Source organism: Flavobacterium sp. ASV13 (assembly GCF_000745775.1).
Lineage (GTDB): Bacteria > Bacteroidota > Bacteroidia > Flavobacteriales > Flavobacteriaceae > Flavobacterium.
This window is the reverse complement of sequence record NZ_JQJY01000010.1, coordinates 54,950-72,455: the sequence shown is the minus strand read 5'-3', so window position 1 is coordinate 72,455 and position 17,506 is coordinate 54,950. Positions and strand designations below refer to the sequence as shown.

Sequence of the window (17,506 nt, the reverse complement as noted above, 5' to 3'; positions counted from 1 at the left end):
TTTGAGAAGTACTGTTTTTCGAAGTAAGCTTAAAATTCTAATACTATTTTTAATTAACATGTTAATAATTGCATTTTCAATTAAAAAGTATATATTTAATTTAAATTTCCTCAATAATTTATGGCTCCAAAAAATTGTGTTAGAGCGATAGTTATTTTATTTTTTGTAGTAAACAATTTGTTTTCTCAAGATAAATTTGAAAACTATCAATTTCGATTAGTAGATAAAGAAGCTTCGAAAAGTGGCATTTATACTATTTCACAGGATCAGTCTGGTTTTTTGTGGATGGGTACAAATGGCGCTGGTTTATTTAAATACGATGGAGTTAATTATGTTGCGTATGAGCAAAATTCCAAGAAAAGTAATTCTATTAATAGCAATTTGATTTATGCTACTTATGTAGATACTCGCAACCGGTTGTGGATAGGGACAGATGAAGGATTGTGTCTTTATAATCGAAACTTAGATAATTTTGAGAGTATTGATATTCAAAAGAAAATTAAAAAGGAAACTGTAATTTCTATTAAAAGCATTATTGAAGATAATAATGGAAATCTAATGTTAGGAACAGTTAATAACGGTTTACTAAAATTAAATACTACGACGCGGGAAATTACCAAAGTTAATTCTGATGTAGCAAATAACTCAAATTATCTTATCAATAGTCTTGTAAAAGATAAAAAAGGAACAATTTACTTGGGGACAAACTTAGGTTTGAAAGTATTCGACCCTATAAAAAATGAGACTAAAAAGGTTAACATTGGTAATGACAATCGGATACTATCGGCAAGCATCGTGTCAATGTGTTTAGACAGTAATCAAAATTTATGGATTGGCGACGGATTTAAAGGTTTAATAAAAGTAGATTTACATTCTAAGGTTAAACAGGCTTTTTTCTATCCAATTACCAAAAAAAGGATCATGTCAATTTTGGCAAGAGATTCTAAAACAATTCTTTGCGCGACCGAAAATGACGGTTTAATCATTGTAGACGATCAGGGTGCTGTTCAAAAAAAATATGTAAACAGCAAATTCAATACGCGCAGTTTAAGCTCAAATTCGGTTTGGTCTTTATTATTAGACAAAGAGAATAGAATTTGGCTTGGTTATTATAATAAAGGCTTAGGTGTTTTTGATAAAATAAACAGTAAAGTCAATATCATAGAAAGTTTGCCGGGAAATCCACAATCCTTACAAACAAATTGTGTAACTGGAATTGCCAAAGACCATCAGGGACAATTATGGATTTCCATGGAAGGTGGCGGAGTGGATGTTTATAATCCCACAACCAAAGACTTTAAACATATTACCAAATCAGATCCTAGTCTATATTCTGGATTAACCAATGATAATATCACAAAGGTATTTATTGACAAAAAACAAAATATCTGGTTGTCAAGCTGGAATGAGGGAATTTTTCTTTTAAAGAAAGGAAGCAGGAGTTTTATTAATTATAATACCAAAAATACTCCTAATCTGGCCTCAGATAATATTATGAGCATTACTGAAGATTCCAGAGGTGTAATTTGGATTGGAACTTTTGCTAAAGGACTGCATTATTATACCCCGTCAGACGGACAATTTCACCATTGCAATGCGAAGCCATTTTTGACAAATGCAATAACAAATATTGACATTAGAAATGTAATGGTTGATTCAGATGATGCCGTTTGGGTTGGTTCAACAACTGGACTTTATAAAGTGGTTACGAATGATTTTATCACTTTTTCTGTGACTTCTTTTAGAGATAAAATGTCGGAGAAACTTAAAAATCATAAAAGTACTCATACAATCAATGCTTTATATCAGGCTAAAAACAAAGAAATCTGGATTGGTACTGATGGTGCAGGATTGTTCAGTTACAATAAAAAAACAGATCTTCTAAAGTGGTACATAAACTTTAAAGGACTGCATGAAAAATCTATTTCGGCGATTACAGAATCTAATGATGGATGCATTTGGTTAAGCGGAAAGAAAGGAATCACCAAACTGAATTTAAAAAACAATACTACAGTCAACTATTCTACGTATGATGGTTTGCTAGGGAATGACTTCAATAACAATGCAGTTTTAAGAGATGAAGATGGAATGCTTTATTTTGGGAGCTATGAGGGTTTAAACTATTTTAATCCTTCTAATTTAGTTAGAAGCAAAAAACAATTGCCTGTTTATTTTACTGATTTAAAGCTTTTTAATAAATCGGTCGGGCCACTTGAAAAAAATTCGCCACTAATAAAAGTACTTTCTGAAACAAAAAAAATAATTCTTAAACACGATCAGTCTGTATTTACAATTGATTTTATTGCGGTAAATTATTCTTTTCCGGCCCGAAATGAATTTGCCTATTATTTAGAAGGTTTTGATGATTCGTGGAATTATGTCGGAAACAAACGTTCGGCAACTTATACCAATTTAGCTCCCGGAAATTATACATTTAAAGTTAAAGCTTCAGAAAAAAATGGTGCTTGGAGCAAGGTGCCGCTGGAATTAAAAATCGAGATATTACCGCCTTGGTGGAAAACATCTTTTGCGTATTTATTTTATACTCTTTTATTAGGGGCAGCAATTCATTTTGCCAATCAATATTATCAAAATCGATTCAAACAAAAACAAATGATCGAGTTTGAAAAACAAAAAGCCATTCAGATTGAAAAATTAAACAATAAAAAATTACAGTTTTTTACCAATATTTCACATGAATTCAGAACGCCGCTTACATTGATATTAAATCCTTTAGGCGATATAATTAAAAATAATAGTCAACAGCTTCCAGAAGGTGTACTGAATAAATTGCAAACGATTCAAAAAAGTTCTGACAGACTTTCCCGACTGATTAATGAGTTAATGGATTTTAATAAACTTCAGTTTAATAAAATGAGCCTTCAACTACAATTGATTGAAGTGGTTGGTTTTACAAAAGAAGTTGTCAGTTATTTTAATGAAGAAGCATTAAGTCGCGGAATTCAGCTTCAATTCGAGTCAAATAAATCGGCATTAAAAGATTGGATCGACCCGAAAATGTTTGAAAAAATTATTTTTAATGTAGTTTCAAATGCTTTTAAAGTTACTCCGGATAACGGAAAAATTATGGTGAAAATCATCATTAATAATGAACCAATTCATTTCCCTTTAATAGATTCACCAGATGCTACTCCTTATTTTACCATAGTTGTTGAAGACACTGGTTCAGGTTTAGATAAAAAAGATATTAAAAGAATTTTTGACCGTTTCTATCAGGTGAACAATCTGAATAAGGCGTATTATGGAAGTACTGGTATTGGTCTGGAAGTTGTTCGCGGATTTGTAGAATTGCATAAAGGAATAATCGAAGTTGAAAGTGAATTGGGAGTAGGTACCGTTTTTAAACTGCTTTTTCCTGTTGGAAAAGAGTTTTTTGATGAAAACGAAATATTGTTTGAAGAATATAAAAAGGAAAACAAAATTAGCTTTAGGCCTATAGTAGAAAAAGAAGAAACTCAATTGACAGAGGAGGAAGAACATCAGGATCGAACGTATACGATTTTGATTGTTGAAGACAACGTTGAACTTCGGAATTATTTAAAAAATGAGCTCAAAAAAGAGTACAAAGTCATCGTTGCCGAAAATGGGCAAGTTGGCCTGGACTTAGCTTTGCAAAAACTACCTGATTTAATTTTAACCGACGTGATTATGCCTGTTATGAATGGTTTGGAATTATGTAAAAATATAAAAGCCAATTTAAAAACGAGCCATATTCCGTTAATGATGTTGTCTGCAAAAGCTTTGGTTAAAGATAGATTGGAAGGAATTGATTCTGGCGCTGATATCTATTTGAGTAAGCCGTTTGACATGGATATTTTGAGATCCAGTTTAGTACAATTGATTAATAGCAGGCAAATTATGTTCAATAAATTCTATAACGGAATTACTTCAACAGCTAAAGAAAAAACTACGACTTTAGACAATGAATTCATAAAAAATGTTCTGAAATACATCAATGAAAATATTCGTGAGACCGAATTAAGTGTCGAAGTTTTGGCTTCAAATGTATTTTTGAGCAGAAGCCAGCTGTATCGAAAAGTTAAAACATTAACAGGTGTATCAGTCAATGAATTTATTCGGAATGTTCGTTTAGAAAAGGCTAAAGAATTAATAGAATTAGGAAATGATAATATAACGGAAATCAGTTATAAAGTAGGTTTTAGTTCACCTTCTTATTTTACTAAATGTTATAAAGAAAAGTTTGGATGTCTGCCAACACAAAAAGTAAACAATAATTAATTACGGCAATTTTTTTACTAAAAAAAGACGAAGTATTTCGTCTTTTTTTTTGCTTTGAAATGGGTCTGACAGGTTTTTATAAACCGCTTATTATGTTGTTTTTAGCCTTTTTTTATTTTTTTTAAAAAAGAAATATAAGGCTCGATTTCATCTCTTGTTGATTGCGAAATAGAAATTTATAAGTCATTTATTTTTTTCATATCAAAAAAATAAGATGCTAAAATTAGTAATAATATATTTTTCATTTCAATTGATTAAGCGCTGTAAAACCCTGAATTTCCTATTTTTTTAACTACGATGCTACAAATTTGATAGATTATGCATCAAATGTAGTATGTGAAATTTATGTTAACAATCTACTTTTGGTATAATCAAAATTAAAATAAACATGAAATAAATTACTAACAATCTTAAACCAACTAGAAAATGAATTAAAACCATATTTATGTATCATGAGCGACTTTTTAAAATCAAAATTTAAGGATAGAATTTATCAATTGCGAAAAAAATAAAATGCGTTCCATAATTAGTTTCTGAAATTAAAAAGAAAGCGTCAATACAATAAATAACAAACAAAACTTTACAACCAACAATTATTTAACTAAAACAAAAAACCAATTATGAAGTTAAAATTAAAATTTGCAATAATCGCATTGCTGATGATAAGCTATCAGAATATGATGGCACAATCCAAGACCGTACAAGGTGTGGTTACAGATCCTTCGGGATTTCCATTACCTGGTGCCAGTATTACAGTACAAGGTTCAAACAATAGTGCATCGACAGATTTTGACGGTAAGTATTCTTTAAAAGGAGTTAATCCAACAGACAAAATAATATATTCTTATGTTGGCTTAGTTACGCAAACGGTTGCAGTAGGAACTCGTAGCACAATTGATGTTACACTTGTTGAATCAGCACAAAACTTGCAGGAAGTTGTTGTTGCCTACGGTACGCAAAAAAGAACTAAGGTAACTGGAGCAATTTCAACCGTTACCTCAAAAGATATTACAGCAGTTCCTATTACTAATGCAGAGTCAGCTTTGCAAGGTAGAGCAGCAGGTGTTACTGTTGTAAATGGTGCACCGGGTACTAGTCCAACGGTTAGTATTCGTGGTTTAGCTACAATGGGAAATAGTACACCTTTATATGTAATCGATGGAGTTTTAACAGGTAACTTATCAGGATTAAATCCTAGTGATATTGAGAGTATTTCCGTTTTAAAAGATGCTTCAACAACTGCATTATATGGTTCTAAAGCCTATAATGGTGTAGTTATGGTAACAACTAAAAAAGGAAAAAAAGGTGCAGGAACATTAAATTTTAGTTCTTATGCAGGTTTTCAAAGAATTACTAAACGATATGATGTTCTGAATACACAGCAATACCTAAAATATGCAAAAGATTTAGGAAGTGACTTAACAGCCAGAGCAGCTGAATTTGGAAACATAAATACAAATTGGCAAGACGAAATCTTTCAGGATGGTGTAATGCAGGATTATAATTTAAGCTTCTCAAACGGAACAGATAATTCTACAGGTCGCTATTCTGCTGGATATTTAAAACAAGAAGGAGCTGTTATAAATACTGGTTTTGAACGTTACTCTTTCAGAGCAAACAATACACAAACTATTGGCAGGTTAACAGTTGGAAGTAATATTGGAGTATCTTTTAGCAAGACTAATCCAGAACGTGCATCAGGTGGTAGAACATTATTAGAACATGCTATTAAAATGGCACCTTATTTACCTGTTTACAATCCAAATAATTTAGGAGGTTATCAAGGTCCTTCTACTGCTGATGGGCAGGATGCAGAAAACCCAGTTCGTGTGGCAAATTTAGGATATCAATACATTAAGGGTTTATCTATAATTGGAAACATTTATGCTGAAGTAGAAATCATTAAAGGATTAAAATTCAGATCACAAGTTGCTTTGGATTATTTTACAAATGAAGACCATACTTTTATCCCAAGTTATGCTGATGGTTCAGCTCATAAACAAGCTTACTCATCAACTGCAGAAACAAATTCTCAAGGTCAAACTATTGTTTTCGATAATAGTTTAACTTACAAAACTACTATTGCAGAAAAACATCACGTAGAAGCAGTAGGAGTAATTACTAAAATAGAGAATAAATTTCAGAATCTTGTAGCAAGTAGCCGTTATTATATTTCAGATGAAATTGATCAATTGAGACTTCAAGATGCAAATTTAGCATCAACAAGCAGTGAAACAAATAATTTGGGTTATGTAGCTCGTATTAATTACGACTATGATGATAAATACCTATTCGCAATTTCAGGACGTAGAGATGCATCTTCTCGTTTTGGTTCTAATAATCGCTATGGTAATTTTTACTCTGTTGCTTTAGGTTGGAATATTGCAAAAGAAAGTTTTATGGCAAATTCTATATTCAGCACATTGAAACTTAGAGCCAGTACTGGAACAACAGGTAATGACCTTATCGACAATTATCAGTACAGTGGAACTTTAGCAGCAAATTATATTTATCCAATTAACGGAGCAGCTGCTTCAGGTGTTACAGCTGGTAGAGCTTCTAATCCAGATTTGAAATGGGAGTCTAAAACAGATAGAAATATAGGTTTGGATTTTGGTTTATTTGATGAAAAATTTACTGGAAGCTTTGAATATTTTAACAATAAAGGTAGTGATATCCTTTTCGCAGTACCACTACCTGCTTCTGTAGGTTCAGCTGGTGGAGGAACTCAAACTCAAAATATTGCTAATACAAAAGTACATGGATTTGAACTTTCACTTGGCTACAACGACAGAAAAGGTGATTTTACATGGTCAGCTGTTGCGAACTTAGGAACAAGTAAAAACGAGGTAACAAGTTTAGCGCCGGGTGTAACTAGCGTATTAGGCGGGCCGTCAGGAAGAGCCGGTCTGGAAAGCTTTTCAAGATTAGAAGTTGGTCAGCCATTATTTTACTTCTGGGGTTATCAAACGAATGGAATTTATCAAAATCAAGCAGAAGTAGATGCTGCTTTAGGTGCAGGACAAACTACTGTACAACCTGGTGATATTAGATTTGTTGACAGAAACGGTGATAAAGTTATCAACTCAGAAGATAAAACAAATATTGGAAATCCATATCCAGATTTTACGTATGGTTTAAATCTTACAGCAGCCTATAAAAAATTCGATTTCAACTGTTTTATAACTGGAGTTAGCGGAAATGACGTCTTCAATTCAAATAAATTTGATCTAGAAGCTATGCAGCGTTTATTTAATGCTAGTACAGATGTTTTAGACAGATCAATTGTTCAAAATGGAGTAGTTACCAATCCTTCGGCTACATTACCTAGAGCACTTGGAGCGGGGCAAAACTGGTCATCTGCAAGTCAAAGATATGTTGAAGATGGTTCTTATACTAGGTTAAAAAATGTGACTCTTGGATATACTTTATCTGGAGATGCTTTTGACAACCATTTTTCAAATATCCGATTCTATGTAAGTGCGCAAAATCTTGTTACAATTACAAAGTACTCTGGTTTAGATCCTGAAATTGCTCGTGTAGATGCTAATGCAAATTCTGCCGGAATTGATATAGGAAGATATCCACAACCTAAATCAATAATTTTTGGACTTGATGTTACATTTTAATTTATAAAGATGATGAGAAAAATAAAATATACAGTTGCAATATTGTTAGGGATTTTTACAATAAATTCATGCAACGACAATGATTTAGAATTGAGTAATCCAAATGAGTTATCGCCAGAAACGTACTTTAAAAGTGAAACTCAGGTGCAAGCTTCAGTAAATGCTGCATATGCAAACTTGCAGACAAGAGGATTATACGCAAGACATATTTTCTTTGCTTTAGACAATATGGCTCAGGAAAATAAGGGAAATCCTCAATTGGAAGGAAATAAAAAGCCTTTTCTTGATTTCTCTTTTGATGCAAGTAGTGATATCATCCAATTTTACTGGGAGACTTGTTATTTAGGAATTTCCAAAGCTAATTTTGTTTTGGATAATGAAGATAAGATTAATGCTTTGCCAAATTCAATTTTATCACAAGAGAAAAAGAATAAGTTTTTAGGCGAAGCTCATTTTTTAAGAGCATACTATTACTTTTTATTAGTACCTCGTTTTGGAGATCTGCCAATTTATACAAAACAGACCATCGTTGGTAATCCAAGAAGCCCTAAAGATGAAGTTTATAAATTGATTGTTTCTGATTTTGACTTTGCTTCGAAAAATCTATTAAGCAAAAATGTTGAAGACAAAGGAAGAGCAACAAAAGAAGCCGCTTTTGCTTATTTAGGAAAAGCATTGTTGTACCAAAAGAAATATGATGAAGCTCTAGCTGCTTTTAGCAAAGTGACAGGATTTAGTTTAGAAGCTAATTTCTACAACAATTTTATGGATGAAACAGAACATGGTCCTGAATCAATCTTTGAAATTGAATATGATGAAAAATTAGGAGTAGCTGATAAATGGGGTAGTGATACTGCCGGAGATGGTGTTGCTGAATCTACGCTTAGAGGTCAGGAATATGGTAATCTTGGTTGGTACAATGTATATCCGTCTGATAATTTGTTAGATGAATATGAGGCAAACGACAAACGTTTTGGAGATACTTTTTACGTTCCGGGATCTAAATATAATAACGGAAACAACACGATGACAGCTGCTAATTTTTCTTCATCAGAAGGTTTAAGAAGAGCAGGCTGGAAAAAATATCAAAACTATTATAAACGTACTGATGAAAATCTTGATTCAAGTATCAACTTTAAAGTTATGCGTTATTCAGATGTATTGCTTATGATGGCTGAATGTGAAAGCTTAAGATCTGGCGGTGTACAAGCAACAGCTATTGGTTACATTAATCAGGTTCGCGCAAGAGCTGGTGTACCATTGTTGGCAACAACACTTACAAAAGATCAGGTTTTTACTGCTCTTATTCACGAACGCAAAGTAGAATTGGCTGGTGAGCAAGTTCGTTTTGATGATATAATTAGATGGGGCATTGCTAGTACTCAATTAGCAGGAACTGGTTTTAAAGCTGGTAAAAGCGAATTATGGCCAATACCAAATAGAGAAACATCTTCAAATCCAAATATTAAGCCTAGTAATAATAATCCGGGCTATTAATTGAACGAAGTTAGTTAGTTTAAGTTAGAGTTAGTTAGTAGTTTGACAAACAGCGCATGCAAGTGCGCTGTTTATCACTATTTTATATTCTGAAAAACCATTAAAAATTAGATACTTATAATTTTCTGTTTTACTATTAAAATACATTTTTAAATACCACAGACCAGTTTTATTCAAGATGAAAAAAATTGCATCACTTTTTTTAATCGTAACATTGTTTTACAATGTTTTAGGATTTTATATGATGTTTGCTGAACAACAAGAGCAAATATGGGTGACTGCTATGGAAAAAACTGAGGATTCAAATTTTGAAGTTATTGAAGTTCAAATTGATCCTTATGCCTATGTCGTAGATTCTGGTTTTGAGGAAGTTAATGAAGATTTTACAATTGAAAATAAAACCTATCATGTTTTTAAGAAGAGAATAGTAAACAATGTCTTAAAGTTATATTGTCTAAAAAATTCTTATACCAAAGTTTTTAGCAAGGATTTGAAAAAAATTGTTGACAGTCAGATATTTGATACCTCTTCTAACAAAGAAAATCCAAGTAAAAAATTAATGAAATCCTTCATTACGGATTACATTCCTAATAATGATACAATTGATTTGGTTGTTACTGCATCCAAAGTATTTTTCCCTGAAAAATTGTGTCCGTATACTCCAAAAAGAGACCTTCTTTCAGGGTATTTTACTACCATTTGTCCTCCTCCCGATATGGTATAATATTTCTTTCACGTTAAAAATTTAAAAAGTCTTGACTATCAATCAAGTCCTCAATTCAATCTTTGGTGTTGCCATAAGATGAATTCTGATTATTTAAATTTTTCACTTAATCAATTAGAATAATTGATTTAAGAAACTATTACATAACCATATAAACCTAACCAAATGAAAATTTATAAATTTTTGTTTAAAGTGCTACTGTTTAGTGCTTTAAGCCTATCTGCGTTTGCCCAAAACAAAGACAATAAAAAACAACCTGAACCAACAGGAGCAAGCAATATGGCTTATAAATGGAGCGAAATTGCTATTCGTGCAACAGCAAATGATACGGATAAATTTAAGCCGAGACCAACCGTAACTTCCCGTTTTTTAGGATTAACTTTTGTTGCTGTTTTTGATGCCTGGAGCCGTTATGATCAAAAGGCAATTCCGGTATATTTAAAAGATGCAGAAAGAAGACCTCAAAAAGAACAAACACTCAAAAACAAGGAGATTGCTATTAGTTATGCTGCTTATGGTGCCTTAAGTGAATATTATTTTTCGGATAAAGAAATGTTTAAGGCTTATATGATTGAATTAGGATTGGATTCTAATGATAAATCTCTTGATCCTAAAACACCAGTAGGAATAGGAAATTTAGCAGCTAAAGCGGTTATCGAAGCTAGAAAACATGACGGTTCAAATCAATATGGAGAAGAAGATGGATCAAACGGAACTCCCTATTTTAATTATGTAAATTATAAGCCAGTAAATACTGCAGATGAAATGGTTGATGTAAATCACTGGCAACCAAAATATTTTTCAGACGGAAAAGGCGGTAAGTTCGCGCCAGGTTGTATGACACCATTTTGGGGCAAAGTAAAGCCTGTTGGTTTAAAATCTGGAGATCAGTTTCGTGCAATGCCTCCGCCTTCTTTAGATTCAGAACAACTTAAAAATGAAGTTAAAGAATTAATCGACTTGCAACATAATCTTACTAACGAACAAAAAGCATTAGTAGAATTTATGCGTGATGGTCCAAAATCAGTACAACAAGCTGGACACTGGCTAAAATTTGCTCAGGATGTTTCAAGACGTGATAAGCACACGCTTGATCAGGATGTGAAAATGTTTTTCTACAATCAAGTGACGGCTATGGATTGTTTTATAGCCTGTTGGGATACAAAAATGTTTTACGATTTTGCTCGTCCTTATGCTTTAGTACATTATTATTTTAAAGACAAGACTATAAATGCCTGGGGCGGACCTGGTTTTGGAAATATAGATATGAAAGGACAAGACTGGAGACCGTATTCACCAGATATTTTTTTATGCCCAGCTTTTCCAGGTTATGTTTCCGGACATAGTACAATTAGTGGTGGCTGCGGTGAAGCATTAAAATTATGGACAGGAAATGACACTTTTGGAGAATCTGCAACTGTGAGTACGCCAGGATCAATGACAGAACCAAATAACATCGGAAAACCTGTTGTTCTAAAATTCCCAACGTTTACAGAAACAGCAAATATGGCTGGAATTTCCAGAGTTATGGGAGGCTATCATATTCAGGCAGATAATGTTGAAGGACTAAAACTGGGTAGAAATGTAGCTCACGAGGTTTGGAAATTCTACAATTTTCATATCGGAAACAAAACGATCGATAAAATCACTTCAATTGAATAAGTTTTCTAATATTCAAAAGGGATTTTGCTATTCTAAAAATGTTTTAATTATGAAAATTAAGCCACTAATATTTTTATCTATAGTATCTGTTTTGACGGTTTCATGCGATTATTTTTCTAATCCTAATGATAAAATGATCAAGATTTTAGGTGCCAGAAAGAAGATGTATAATGTGAAAAATAATCCATTCGCAGCTCAGGCAGAAGTGGCTTATTACGATTCAATAATTAAAAGTTCTGATGAAGGTTTTTTTAAATTATTCAACGAATTAAACAAAGGGAATGCATTATTGAAATTCGGGAAAGAAGCTGAATCTGTATCAATTATGGAAAATGCCATCAAAAGAAAAAAAGCGATTGATGGAAAAGATGATCCGCAAGCGTTAAAATGCCTTGCAATTGCTTATATGAGACTTGGTGAAAAACAAAATTGCGTGAATTACCACAATCCGGAATCGTGTATTATGCCCATTCAAAAAAACGGTATTCATACCGTACGTCAAGGATCTCAAAATGCAATTGAAATTTATAAGAAGTTATTGGATTTAGATGCTAACGATTATGAATCAAGATGGTTGCTTAATATCGCTTACATGACATTAGGGGGCTATCCGTCAGAAGTTCCTCAAAAATGGCTGATACCCAATCTTAATAAAGACGCTTCGGAATACCATGTAAAACCATTTTTAGATGTCGCTCCAAATGTTGGCATAAAGAGCAGAAATATGTCAGGAGGAGTGATTGTTGATGATTTCAATAATGACGACTATTTGGATATTGTAACCTCAGACTGGAGTCTGGACGGCGTTATGCATTACTATCAAAATGATCTGAAAGGAAAATTTTCGGATTTATCTAAAAGTTCAGAAATAGGAAGATTTAAAGGCGGTTTGAACATGATTCAGGCGGATTATGATAATGACGGTAATGTTGATATTTTCGTTTTAAGAGGTGCCTGGATGCGTAAATACGGTAGACAACCCAACTCATTATTACGCAACAACGGCGATGGCACTTTTACAGATGTGACTATTAAAAGTGGTCTGTATTCTGAATTTCCTACTCAAGCCGGAAACTGGAACGATTTTAATAATGACGGTTATTTAGACTTATTTATTGGAAACGAGTCCTCAGATGATGGAGTTTATCCTTCTGAATTGTATCTCAATAATCAGGACGGAATATTTACTAATGTAGCCAAAGCGGCTAAATGCGATGTTGTTAGTTATATCAAAGGAGCAACATCAGCGGATTATGATAATGATGGCGATATCGATTTGTTTCTTTCCGGAATGAATAAAAAGAAAATATTATTAAAAAATACCGGACTTAAAAATGGCATTCCGCAATTTAAAGACGTTACAGACGAAGCTGGTTTAGCAGGAATTAATGTCATGACTTTTCCAACCTGGTTTTGGGATTATGACAATGATGGCTGGCAAGATATTTTTGTTTGCGGTTATCAGTTTAACGGATCAATTGCAGGTGAAATTGCAATGGAAGCATTAAATATTCCAAATGGTAGCAGCAAAATGTATTTGTATCACAATAATCATGACGGCACTTTTTCTGATGTTTCTGAAATATCGGGTCTGAGTAAAACTGTTTTTGCAATGGGTTCCAATTTTGGAGATCTTGATAACGATGGATTTCTGGATATGTACCTCGGCACTGGAAATCCAGATTATAAATCCTTATCTCCTAATAAATTATTCAGAAATATGGGCAACGGAAAATTCGCAGATGTCACAGTTTCAAGTCGTATGGGAAATCTTCAAAAAGGGCACGCCGTAGCTTTTAATGATTTAGATAATGATGGTGACAGCGATATTTTCATTGAAGTTGGAGGTGCTTATTTTGGAGATGCTTTCAATAATTCTTTATACCTGAATCCAGGCCAAAACAACAACCGTTGGATAAAGATGAAGTTAGAAGGCACAGAGAGCAATCGTTCTGCAATTGGTGCCAAAATAAAAGTAAGTTTCAAAGAAAAAGGTATTCCAAGATCGGTATACAGAATAGTAAATTCAGGTGGAAGTTTCGGAGCCTCGGCATTGCGAATGGAAATTGGAATTGGACAAACAAAAATCATTGATCAAATCGAAATTATCTGGCCAAAAAATCAGAAAAAGCAAGTGTTTAAAAATGTAAAGCCAAATCAATTCATCAAAATTATTGAAGGCGAAAAAGAATTTTCAAACATAAATCTTAAAAAACTTTCCTTTCCTACGGCCGGAGCGAGATCGCCTATCTGTATGTAATAAAATGCTAAGAGTTAATAGGTTAATCCATTAGACAAATTGATAAATTTTAGAAATATAAAAATGAAAAACATAAATACGATAGCAGGTTTTTTGAGCATTGTGAGCTTAGTATTACTTGCAAGCTGTTCTAAAGACTCTGATCAAAAGATCTTTACCACTTTAGACCGTTCTGATACCGGAATTGAGTTTAGTAATAACTTGAAAGAAAATGATTCTCTCAATTATTTTACCTACAACTATATTTATTTAGGAGGTGGAGTTGCAACAGGTGATATCAATAACGATGGTTTAGTTGATGTTTATTTTACTGGAAATCAGGTGTCCAATAAATTATACTTAAACAAAGGAAATTTAAAATTTGAAGATATTACAGAAAAAGCTGGTGTAGGAGGCGATAGCCGTTGGTATACAGGAGTTACCATGGCCGATGTAAACGGAGATGGTTTTCTAGATATTTATTGTAGTGTCGGAGGAAAATTTGGCCCTAAAAACAATGAGTTATATATTAATAACGGAAACGGCACTTTTACAGAAAAAGCCAAAGAATATGGTATTGACGACATAGGAAACAGCGTTCAGGGTACATTTTTCGATTATGATAAAGATGGCGACTTAGATTTGTTTGTAGCTAATTATCCGCCTACGAAATTTAATTCTGCAACGGGCGATTATGTGCAAATGATGCTTCATGTTAAAGACAATGAATCAGGGCATTTATACCGAAATGATGGAAATCGTTTCACGAATGTTACCGAACAGGCAGGTGTAAAGAACTATGGTTTATCATTAAGTGCCACAGTGGGCGATTTAAATAATGACAGCTGGCCTGATATCTATGTTTCAAATGACTTCAACTCACCAGATTTCCTGTATATAAACAATCAGGATGGAACTTTTAAAGAAGTTGTAAAAGAGGCAATGGCGCATAATTCATTCTACGGAATGGGCGTTGATATTTCAGATTTCAATAACGATGGAAATTTAGATGTTTTTCAGGTAGATATGGATGCGAAAGACAATCGTCGTAAAAAAGCAAATATGTCCAGTATGAATCCAAAACTTTTTTGGGATGTAATTGATGCAGGCTTTAATTACCAATATATGCACAATTGTATGCAGTTAAATACCGGAGTTTATGAAAACGGAATTCCGCATTTTGGCAATGTATCACGCATCACCGGAACATCATCTACAGATTGGAGTTGGGGACCTTTATTTGCCGATTTTGACAATGACGGAAACAAGGATTTGTTTGTAACGAATGGAACAAGAAGAGAAATCAATAACAATGATTTTTTTCATAGTCTTGAAACGTTAAATCTAAAACCAAAAGATTTGCTTAAAAAATCTCAGGAAATTCCATCTGAGAAAATCGATAATTTCATGTTTCAAAATAAAGGAAACTTAAATTTTGAACAGGCAAATAAAAAATGGGGAATTGAATTTAAAGGCTTTTCAAATGGCGTAGCTTACGTAGATTTAGATAACGATGGCGACTTAGACATTGTAGTAAATAATATCGATGATTATGCATCAGTTTTCGAAAATTCAAGTTCAAAACTCAACAATTATATCAAAGTAGATTTTAAAGGCAATTCAAAAAATATTTACGGTCTCGGAAATCGTGTTTATGTGAGAACCAAAAAAGGAACTCAAATGCAAGAGCTTACTTTAACAAGAGGATTTCAATCATCAGTGGCTCCTGAACTGCATTTTGGTGTAGGTAAAGAAAATACAATTGATGAAGTAAAAGTGGTTTGGACAAATGGTAAAGTACAAAAGTTAAACAATGTAAAAGCAAATCAAACGCTTCATATAAAAGAGCAGGATGCTAAAGAAGAAGCCGTAGCTGCTACAAACCCGAAAAAACAATTATTTACGACTGAAACCAAAATCTTCCCAGTTTTTAAACACGAAGAAAATAAATATGATGATTTTAAAGATCAGGTTTTGTTGCCTCATAAAATGTCAACTTTCGGGCCTGTCATTGCTGTAGGTGATTTAAATAAAGATGGTCTTGAGGATTATTTCATTGGAGGTTCAGCAACTTATTCCGGAAAAATGGTTTTTCAGACTAAAAATGGTTTTGTAGAAAAAAATATTCCGGCATTGGAACTGGATAAAGCTAGTGAAGATACGGGTGCGTTAATTTTTGATGCTGATAATGATGGAGATAACGACTTATATGTAGTAAGTGGCGGTTATGAATTTTTGATTAATGATCCAAAATTACAAGACAGATTATATATCAATAACGGAAAAGGCGATTTTACCAAAGCACCAGCAGGAGTATTGCCAAGAATGTTGGTAAGTGGTTCAAAAGTGTATCCAATCGATTATGATAAAGATGGAAAACAGGATCTTTTGGTTTTAGGAAGACAAGTTCCAGGACAGTATCCTTCGCCAACTACAACCTATTTGTTGCATAATTTGAGCACTTCAACACAGCCAAAATTTGAAATTTCTAAAAAGGCACCAAAAGAATTTATAAATCTGGGAATGGCGACAAGTGCCGTAATTACGGATTTCAATAATGATAAATTAGATGATATCATTGTAGTAGGTGAATGGATGCCAATCCGTATTTTCCAAAATACAAAAGCAGGTTTCAAAGAAGTTACAAAAGATATGGGACTTAACGATGACACGACAGGCTGGTGGTGGAGCATTCAGCAAGGCGATTTTGATAAGGATGGCGACATGGATTATATTGTTGGAAACAATGGATTGAATTACAAATACAAAGCGACTCCGAATGAGACCTTTGATATTTTTGTGAAAGATTTTGACAACGATAAACACAAAGATATTGTATTGAGCTATTATAATGATGGTAAGCAATATCCGGTGCGCGGACGTGGTTGTTCGTCACAACAAATTCCGAATATCAAGAAGAAATTCAAAGATTATGAAAGTTTTTCAGAAGCCACTCTTGTTGATGTTTATACCGAAAAATCGCTTAAAGAAGCCTTACATTATAAAGTAAAATCCTTTGCCAGTATTTATTTGGAAAATAAGAACGGAAAATTTGTAATTCATGAATTGCCTGTTGAAGCACAACTGAGTTGTATCAATCAAATAATGGTTGATGATTATGATAAAGATGGAAATTTGGATGTATTAATTACAGGAAATATGTTTAATTCTGAAGTCGAAACTCCTAGAAACGATGCCGGTCACGGATTGTATTTAAAAGGAAATGGAAAAGGAAAATTCAAATCGGTAACAGCGGTTGAAAGCGGATTTTTTACTCCGGGAGACGTTAAAAACATGGAAAAAATAAAAGTACAGGGAAAAACCTATCTCTTAGTCACTAAAAACAATTCGTTTTTACAAAGCGTCAGGATTAATTAAAAGCAAAAAACAAGTCAAGAAAAATTTTCGAACTCCTTGTTCTGGGTTCAGACTTGACTTTTAAAAACAATACTTACAGTATCATATAGACATTGTAAGGAATTGTTTTTAGATACT

7 protein-coding genes are annotated in these 17,506 nt (G+C 33.1%); all 7 read left to right on the top strand.

Annotation, left to right across the window (positions count from 1 at the left end; translation table 11 throughout):
• The first annotated feature begins 120 nt into the window (after positions 1 to 120).
• Complete coding sequence (locus GQ47_RS19935; protein WP_035652209.1) at positions 121 to 4,260, top strand: hybrid sensor histidine kinase/response regulator transcription factor; 4,140 nt, start codon at positions 121 to 123, stop codon at positions 4,258 to 4,260.
• 620 nt (positions 4,261 to 4,880) lie between these two features.
• Positions 4,881 to 7,889, top strand: a complete 3,009-nt coding sequence (locus GQ47_RS19930) for a SusC/RagA family TonB-linked outer membrane protein (RefSeq protein WP_035652207.1) — start codon at positions 4,881 to 4,883, stop codon at positions 7,887 to 7,889.
• Positions 7,890 to 7,898: 9 nt separating this feature from the next.
• Positions 7,899 to 9,386 (top strand): RagB/SusD family nutrient uptake outer membrane protein, encoded by a 1,488-nt coding sequence (locus GQ47_RS19925; protein WP_035652204.1) that lies wholly within the window; start codon positions 7,899 to 7,901, stop codon positions 9,384 to 9,386.
• A 178-nt stretch (positions 9,387 to 9,564) separates the two neighbouring features.
• Positions 9,565 to 10,110: a hypothetical protein gene (locus GQ47_RS19920; protein ID WP_035652202.1), complete on the top strand. Its 546-nt coding sequence runs from the start codon at positions 9,565 to 9,567 to the stop codon at positions 10,108 to 10,110.
• Positions 10,111 to 10,275: 165 nt separating this feature from the next.
• On the top strand, positions 10,276 to 11,772 hold the full coding sequence (locus tag GQ47_RS19915) for a vanadium-dependent haloperoxidase (RefSeq protein WP_035652201.1): 1,497 nt from the start codon (positions 10,276 to 10,278) through the stop codon (positions 11,770 to 11,772).
• Positions 11,773 to 11,821: 49 nt separating this feature from the next.
• On the top strand, positions 11,822 to 14,032 hold the full coding sequence (locus GQ47_RS19910; protein WP_051951673.1) for a CRTAC1 family protein: 2,211 nt from the start codon (positions 11,822 to 11,824) through the stop codon (positions 14,030 to 14,032).
• Positions 14,033 to 14,095: 63 nt separating this feature from the next.
• Positions 14,096 to 17,389 (top strand): VCBS repeat-containing protein, encoded by a 3,294-nt coding sequence (locus tag GQ47_RS19905; RefSeq protein WP_035652200.1) that lies wholly within the window; start codon positions 14,096 to 14,098, stop codon positions 17,387 to 17,389.
• The last annotated feature ends 117 nt before the right edge of the window (positions 17,390 to 17,506 follow it).

Excerpts from the sequence above, each read along its gene's own strand:
- GQ47_RS19910 (WP_051951673.1), top strand. The coding sequence starts at position 11,822 with ATGAAAATTAAGCCACTAATATTTTTATCTATAGTATCTGTTTTGACG.
- GQ47_RS19935 (WP_035652209.1), top strand. The coding sequence starts at position 121 with ATGGCTCCAAAAAATTGTGTTAGAGCGATAGTTATTTTATTTTTTGTA.
- GQ47_RS19925 (WP_035652204.1), top strand. The coding sequence starts at position 7,899 with ATGATGAGAAAAATAAAATATACAGTTGCAATATTGTTAGGGATTTTT.
- GQ47_RS19920 (WP_035652202.1), top strand. The coding sequence starts at position 9,565 with ATGAAAAAAATTGCATCACTTTTTTTAATCGTAACATTGTTTTACAAT.
- GQ47_RS19915 (WP_035652201.1), top strand. The coding sequence starts at position 10,276 with ATGAAAATTTATAAATTTTTGTTTAAAGTGCTACTGTTTAGTGCTTTA.
- GQ47_RS19905 (WP_035652200.1), top strand. The coding sequence starts at position 14,096 with ATGAAAAACATAAATACGATAGCAGGTTTTTTGAGCATTGTGAGCTTA.
- GQ47_RS19930 (WP_035652207.1), top strand. The coding sequence starts at position 4,881 with ATGAAGTTAAAATTAAAATTTGCAATAATCGCATTGCTGATGATAAGC.